The following is a 5,127-nucleotide window of genomic DNA, read 5'->3' on the forward strand; positions in this document are numbered from 1 at the left end:
GTCTTGATCCCGCCGCGTTAGGAATTGGGCCACCACTTCGGGCATCATAGAAGCATCGAGATCCAGCACTTTATTGGGGAGATTCAGCGTGGAGCGGCCTAAGTGGGTAGCAATCGTTACAGGGATCCTGGCCATTGCTCTGGGGGTGGGCTACTTGCTGCTGGTGCAGCTGTTGGATTATCGCGGGGGCGAGTTTTTGCCGGCACCGCTGGAGCCGCCGGCGATTTTGGGAGAGGGGATCCCTGGCTCATGGGGCCGGTTGAGCTGAGGGTGTTTTTGACTTCCTGCTTCCCCTTCCTCTTTTACTTGCGGGTGGCTGATCCCCAGCAAAACTCTTGACAAAATTGTATGCTCAGCTACAGCAAGCCCTATGCTGGAGAAGCGGTTGCAGATTCAGTTGACAGCGGGGGCTGTCCTCTGGGATGACCGGTCGATTTTGGCTTTTTGATCTGGAGATCTGGGCAGGCTGTGGGTTGGGATGGTGCTGTCGCGCTCCACTTGGGTGTGGTTGTGGGCAGGGCTGGGTTTGGCGGCCCTGAGCCAATATCTGCAATGGGTTAGCGGGATCTATAGCTTTATCGCCCCCCATTCGTTGCCGCTGGCGGATCTGGCAGTGGCCGGGATCCTGGGAGGGACAGCAGCAGCAGGTCTGGCAGCGCGCCATTGGTGGCAGCAGGCTGGCCGACGGCAAAGTACTCCAAACCAGCGGACACAACCGCTGCGGCGGGTTAAGTTAACTCGGAATCAGGTGCAAGCCGATCTGGAAGATGCCGATCGCCTGATCCAGAAGCTGCAGAATGACATCAGTCGCCGTGCCCTGCGTGCCAAGCTGCAAGAGATCAATCAGCGGCTTAACCAGGAGGAATTGCATCTGGTGGTGTTCGGCACCAGTTCCGCCGGCAAGACCTCGTTGATCAATGCCTTGATGGGCCGACCAGTGGGCGAAACGGCCCCCACCCTGGGCACCACCCAGCAGGGATCCATCCACACCTACCAATTGGAGGGCTGGAACGGCCCCATTTCCCTTACCGACACACCTGGGCTGCTGACGATTGGAGGGGCAGGGGAAGCGGAAGCCCGCGCCTTAGCCCAGAAGGCGGATCTGCTGATCTTGGTGGTGGCCGGGGATCTGCTGGCTTCGGAATATGCCGAAATGCTGGAGTTGGCCCGGCTGGGCAAATCCGCCATCCTGGCCCTCAACAAAACCGATCAGATGCTGCCGGAGGATGTAGAGACCATCTTGACCCATTTGCGCCGGCGCACTGCCGGTGTGATCCCCGCCGAACAGGTGGTGGCCATCGCCGCCGATCCAGAACCCCTGAAGGTTCGCTACTACTCCGAAGATGGCTCTGTGCGGGAAACTTGGGAGCCGCAGCCCCCCGAGACAGAGGCCCTCATTCAACAAATGGCTCACCTGCTGCAGCAGAAGGGATCCCACCTGCGCTTGGCCAATGCCTTGTTGCAAACCCGAACTCTCAGCGAAGCCGTCCAGCAGGCCCTCCAAGAAGAACGTCGCCAACAGGGTCGCCAGATCGTGGAACGGATGCAGTGGGCCACCGCTGCTGCCCTGGCGGCAAACCCTCTTCCTGCTTTGGATGTGCTGGCAGGAGTAGCCATTCAGGCGCGCATGATTGGGGAACTGCACCAGGTGTTTGACCGACGCATTACCTTGCGCCGGGCCCAGCAAATTGCCCAGAGTTTGGCGCAAATGGTGGTGCAACTGGGGGGGCTGGAGCTGGCTACTCAGGCTTTGGGCTCTCTGCTCAAGGCCAGCCCCTTGATGGTTATGGGGATCCCCCTGCAGGCAGTGACGGGGGCCTATCTGACACGGGTGGCGGGGCTCAGTTACCTAGAGTGGCTGTCCTCTGGGGATCCCTGGCAAGAGGAAATCCTGCAAGAGCGGATTAGGCAGCAGCTCCAAAACCGTCATCCTCTGGCCTTTCTCACCCAACTGGCCCGCCAAGCCCATTCCAACAGCTAGTCCAAGCATCCGTCTTTTCGCCGCCGCAGGCCCAACCTATCCCGTTCTCCGCCCGCTGCGGAAAATCCATTACTCCATTACACTGAATACAGCTTTCTAAATACAGCTTTTTCTGATACAGCTTTTTCTGGGCTTGACTTTGTAGAAGTTCTGTAAATCAGCGGGATCCAAGTCACAGAAGAGAGAACATTAGGAACATTAGTCAGTGTTGCCGGAAAAAGCTGCCCAGGTCTTATCATGGGTCAAACCAAGCCCATCATCCTGTAGTCTGCTGCCCTAAACTGGCTCCGTTGGCACCTTATGTCTTCCCCCAACCTGACCCTGCCCATTCAGTGGATTGATGTGGATTCAGGAGAGGTGGTGGAGGAATGTCCTTGGCAGAGTAGTCCCCATCCGGGCACCTACGTCCAACTGGCAGAGCAGCACTACCTAGTTCTGGAAAAGCGTCATTCCTACCGGCTCCGGCAAGGCAAATACCACCTGTGTGGGATCCGCGCCTTGGTGCGTTCGGTAAACCCACCGCAGGAAGCAGGGAATTGCCTGGGGGATCCCTCCTGTCGGTTTAATGCTCACTCGCCCTTGCTGCGTTGTGCCGTCAACCCCAGCGGGCCCTGTCAGGGCTGCCCCCACTACGAGTCGGCCCCGCGTTGCTAGCCCTCCAGCTCCAGAGCCAACACCTGGGTCAGCGCACGGTTGGTCTTTTCGCGAAACTCGGCCACGCTCACCCGTCCCAGCAAATACACGGCCAGCAACATCACCGCTGCCTCCACCCCAAAGACGGTGGCATAGGCAAGCACTGAAGAAGTGGGGAAGAGAATGCGCCCCAGATCGAGCAAAGCCCCGCCGAGCAAGGTGGAAACCGCCTGGGACATGGCCTGGGCCAGACCCCAAGCCCCGATAAAGGTGCCTGCCGTCTCCGCTGCCGTCAAGTCCAACATGAGGCTAATGGCGCCATTGGTGGTGATCCCAGAAGCCAAGCCAAACAGGATCATGCACAGTTGCAACAGCCGTGGATTGCCTGTAAACCCTGAGGCAATGGTCAGCCCAAAAGAGATTGCCACCAGCAGACAGCCCAGACGAGCCGTTGTCTGCTTGCCTAGCTTAGGCACGATGAAAAATCCGGTCAGCACAATCCCCACCAAAATGCCCAAACTCCAAAAGGCATTGAGTTGGGTGCTCTGGGCCACCGTCATGCCAAACACCTCGCCGCCGTAGGGTTCTAGGATCGGCTGTTGGATAAACAGGCCCATGGTCATCAACACCAAGAAGCCGAAAAAGATCAGGGTTTGGCGGCTGGCGGTCAGCACCTTGATGGCCGTACCCAGGGTGATTTGGTCTTCCCGTCCGGCCAAGGTGGAACGGGATCCGTAGCGGGAATAGCGCTTTTCCACCCCCCAGGTGGCAACCACCCCCAGCAGGATCACCACGGCTGGAATGATGATGAAGAGGCGATTAATGGTGCTCTGCAGGTTGTCCGGATCCAAGCCCCGCAGCAGAACTGCCGAGCCAATGGCCCCGCCGGCAATCCCCACCATCAACATAGACCAGACGATCCCCACCAACTTAGAGCGGTTGTCCTCGTCTGACACATCCACCAGCAAAGCCGCAAAAGGCGTGGAGCAGGCGCTGAGGCAGAGACCATAAAGGGCAAACATCAAACAGGCCAAGCCTATCCAGCCATAGGTGGCTCCAGACCAGCCCGTAGCCGCAAAGCTATCCCCCAAACCCCACACCACCTGCACCCCCAGGAAGATACAAACGGCAAATAGCACCGATCCCAGACGCACATAGCCGGTGCGATGCAGGCCAAACAGGGGCTTGGCATCCGAGAGCTGCCCAAACCAAACCCGAGCCGGGGAGACCAACTGGTGCATGGCCAGGGATCCCCCCACCACTGTGGCCGGGATGGCCAGCAGATCCGTGTCGATCATGACGCGGTTCAGCACTCCCAGAGTGAGCAGCGACATCATTCCCAAGCCCATTTGAAACAGGCCCAGGCGGAACATGACATGCAGCGGCAAAGACTGAACCTGCACCTGAGGCTCTGGAGAAGCTGGAGTTACAGAAGCCACAGAAGCGTTGACCTCGGGATCCCGGCGGATATTGGCCATGATCTGGAATGATTCGAAAGGGTGCTACAGCCTTTTATCGTAGCCCAGGCAGCCTGGGATCCCGGCAAAAGCATGGGGTTGCCAAAAGTGAAACCGCCACGTCCTCTCCCCTTTTGGGAGCTATTGTCAGGGTATAGTCCCCCAATTTCCAATCCTCAGGAATATTGCTATGCGCGCCCCCATCCCCTGGCTGCTGAGTTCACTGAGCTGGGTGGGCATTTCCCTGGCCGCTCCGCCGATGGTGTCTACTTCTCAGGCAACCCCTATGGATTTTCCCCTCCACCAGTCCCTTTCTTCCCCCTCGCCTTCAGAGTGGGCAGAGTACTTGGCCTACAGGCAGGTGATTGACCAGACGATCTCCATGACCTGGGATCCGCAAGCGCGAGCCTTGGCAAAGCAGTATGGGCTGGATATCGTCAACATCACCTGGGAAGATACCGGACGCCACAAGGGATCTGCCCTTGGCCCCAACATCAGCGACATGACCATCCAGGTACACCAGCTCAACCCCAGAACGGGTCACTACGAGCTGAGCTTGATGCCGGTGATCCGCTACCCCAACTTTGCCGATCTGTCTGCCGACCTGCCCCTCGACAGCCTACAGGTGCTGGTGGGCAACGAAAAAGGAAAACCCCTGCAACCCGTGTCGTTGCGAGAGCTGCTGGGGAATCTGCGCCGCTACTTACATGATCCCGGCTCTTGGGCCGGCAACCGGAACTCCCTGCTGGCTCCACGGGATAGCCATGTGTTGGTGAGCGCCCAAGCTGCCTTTTTGCCTATCCCTGCCGGGGGATCCGCTCAATTCAACCCGGTGTTGTTCAACTACCAATCCTATCCCGGTAACCCAGCCGTACTGGCCATTTTGGCCACCCGCGAGGGCACCAGCATTACGGTGATCGAGAACCGCACCGAAGATAGGGTGGGCGAGGCTATTTGGGGCCAGCGCCTTTTCTTCAATCAAAACGGTGAACGGGCCAGCCTCACCGGGCAGCGCCTCAGCGATTTTCGGGCTGAGCAAGCCGCCGACCCAACCCC

Annotated in this window: 4 protein-coding genes and 1 pseudogene; 4 read left to right on the forward strand and 1 reads right to left on the reverse strand. The window is 58.8% G+C overall.

Going from position 1 to position 5,127, the window contains the following annotated elements; all coding sequences use genetic code 11:
- Positions 1-88 precede the first annotated feature (88 nt).
- From NW820_RS09835 to NW820_RS09845, 3 genes are all read left to right on the forward strand, one after another.
- The gene (locus NW820_RS09835; RefSeq protein WP_414407388.1) at positions 89-268 is read left to right on the forward strand and encodes a hypothetical protein; all 180 of its coding nucleotides are present in this window, start codon (positions 89-91) and stop codon (positions 266-268) included.
- A 210-nt stretch (positions 269-478) separates the two neighbouring features.
- The gene (locus tag NW820_RS09840; RefSeq protein WP_414407389.1) at positions 479-1,981 is read left to right on the forward strand and encodes a DUF697 domain-containing protein; all 1,503 of its coding nucleotides are present in this window, start codon (positions 479-481) and stop codon (positions 1,979-1,981) included.
- Between the two features lie 300 nt (positions 1,982-2,281).
- Positions 2,282-2,635, forward strand: a complete 354-nt coding sequence (locus tag NW820_RS09845; RefSeq protein ID WP_071818178.1) for a DUF6464 family protein — start codon at positions 2,282-2,284, stop codon at positions 2,633-2,635.
- Here NW820_RS09845 and NW820_RS09850 read toward each other — a convergent pair.
- Positions 2,632-4,092, reverse strand: coding sequence for a BCD family MFS transporter (locus tag NW820_RS09850; protein WP_414407390.1), 1,461 nt, complete (start codon positions 4,090-4,092; stop codon positions 2,632-2,634). The two genes, NW820_RS09845 and NW820_RS09850, sit on opposite strands and share 4 nt — an antisense overlap.
- Before the next feature lie 169 nt (positions 4,093-4,261).
- Between NW820_RS09850 and NW820_RS09855 the strand changes: the two are divergent.
- Positions 4,262-5,127 (forward strand): annotated as a pseudogene (locus NW820_RS09855) (hypothetical protein); the annotation flags it as partial.

Origin of the sequence: Synechococcus sp. R55.7, assembly GCF_047461955.1 — a bacterium.
GTDB lineage: Bacteria > Cyanobacteriota > Cyanobacteriia > Thermostichales > Thermostichaceae > Thermostichus.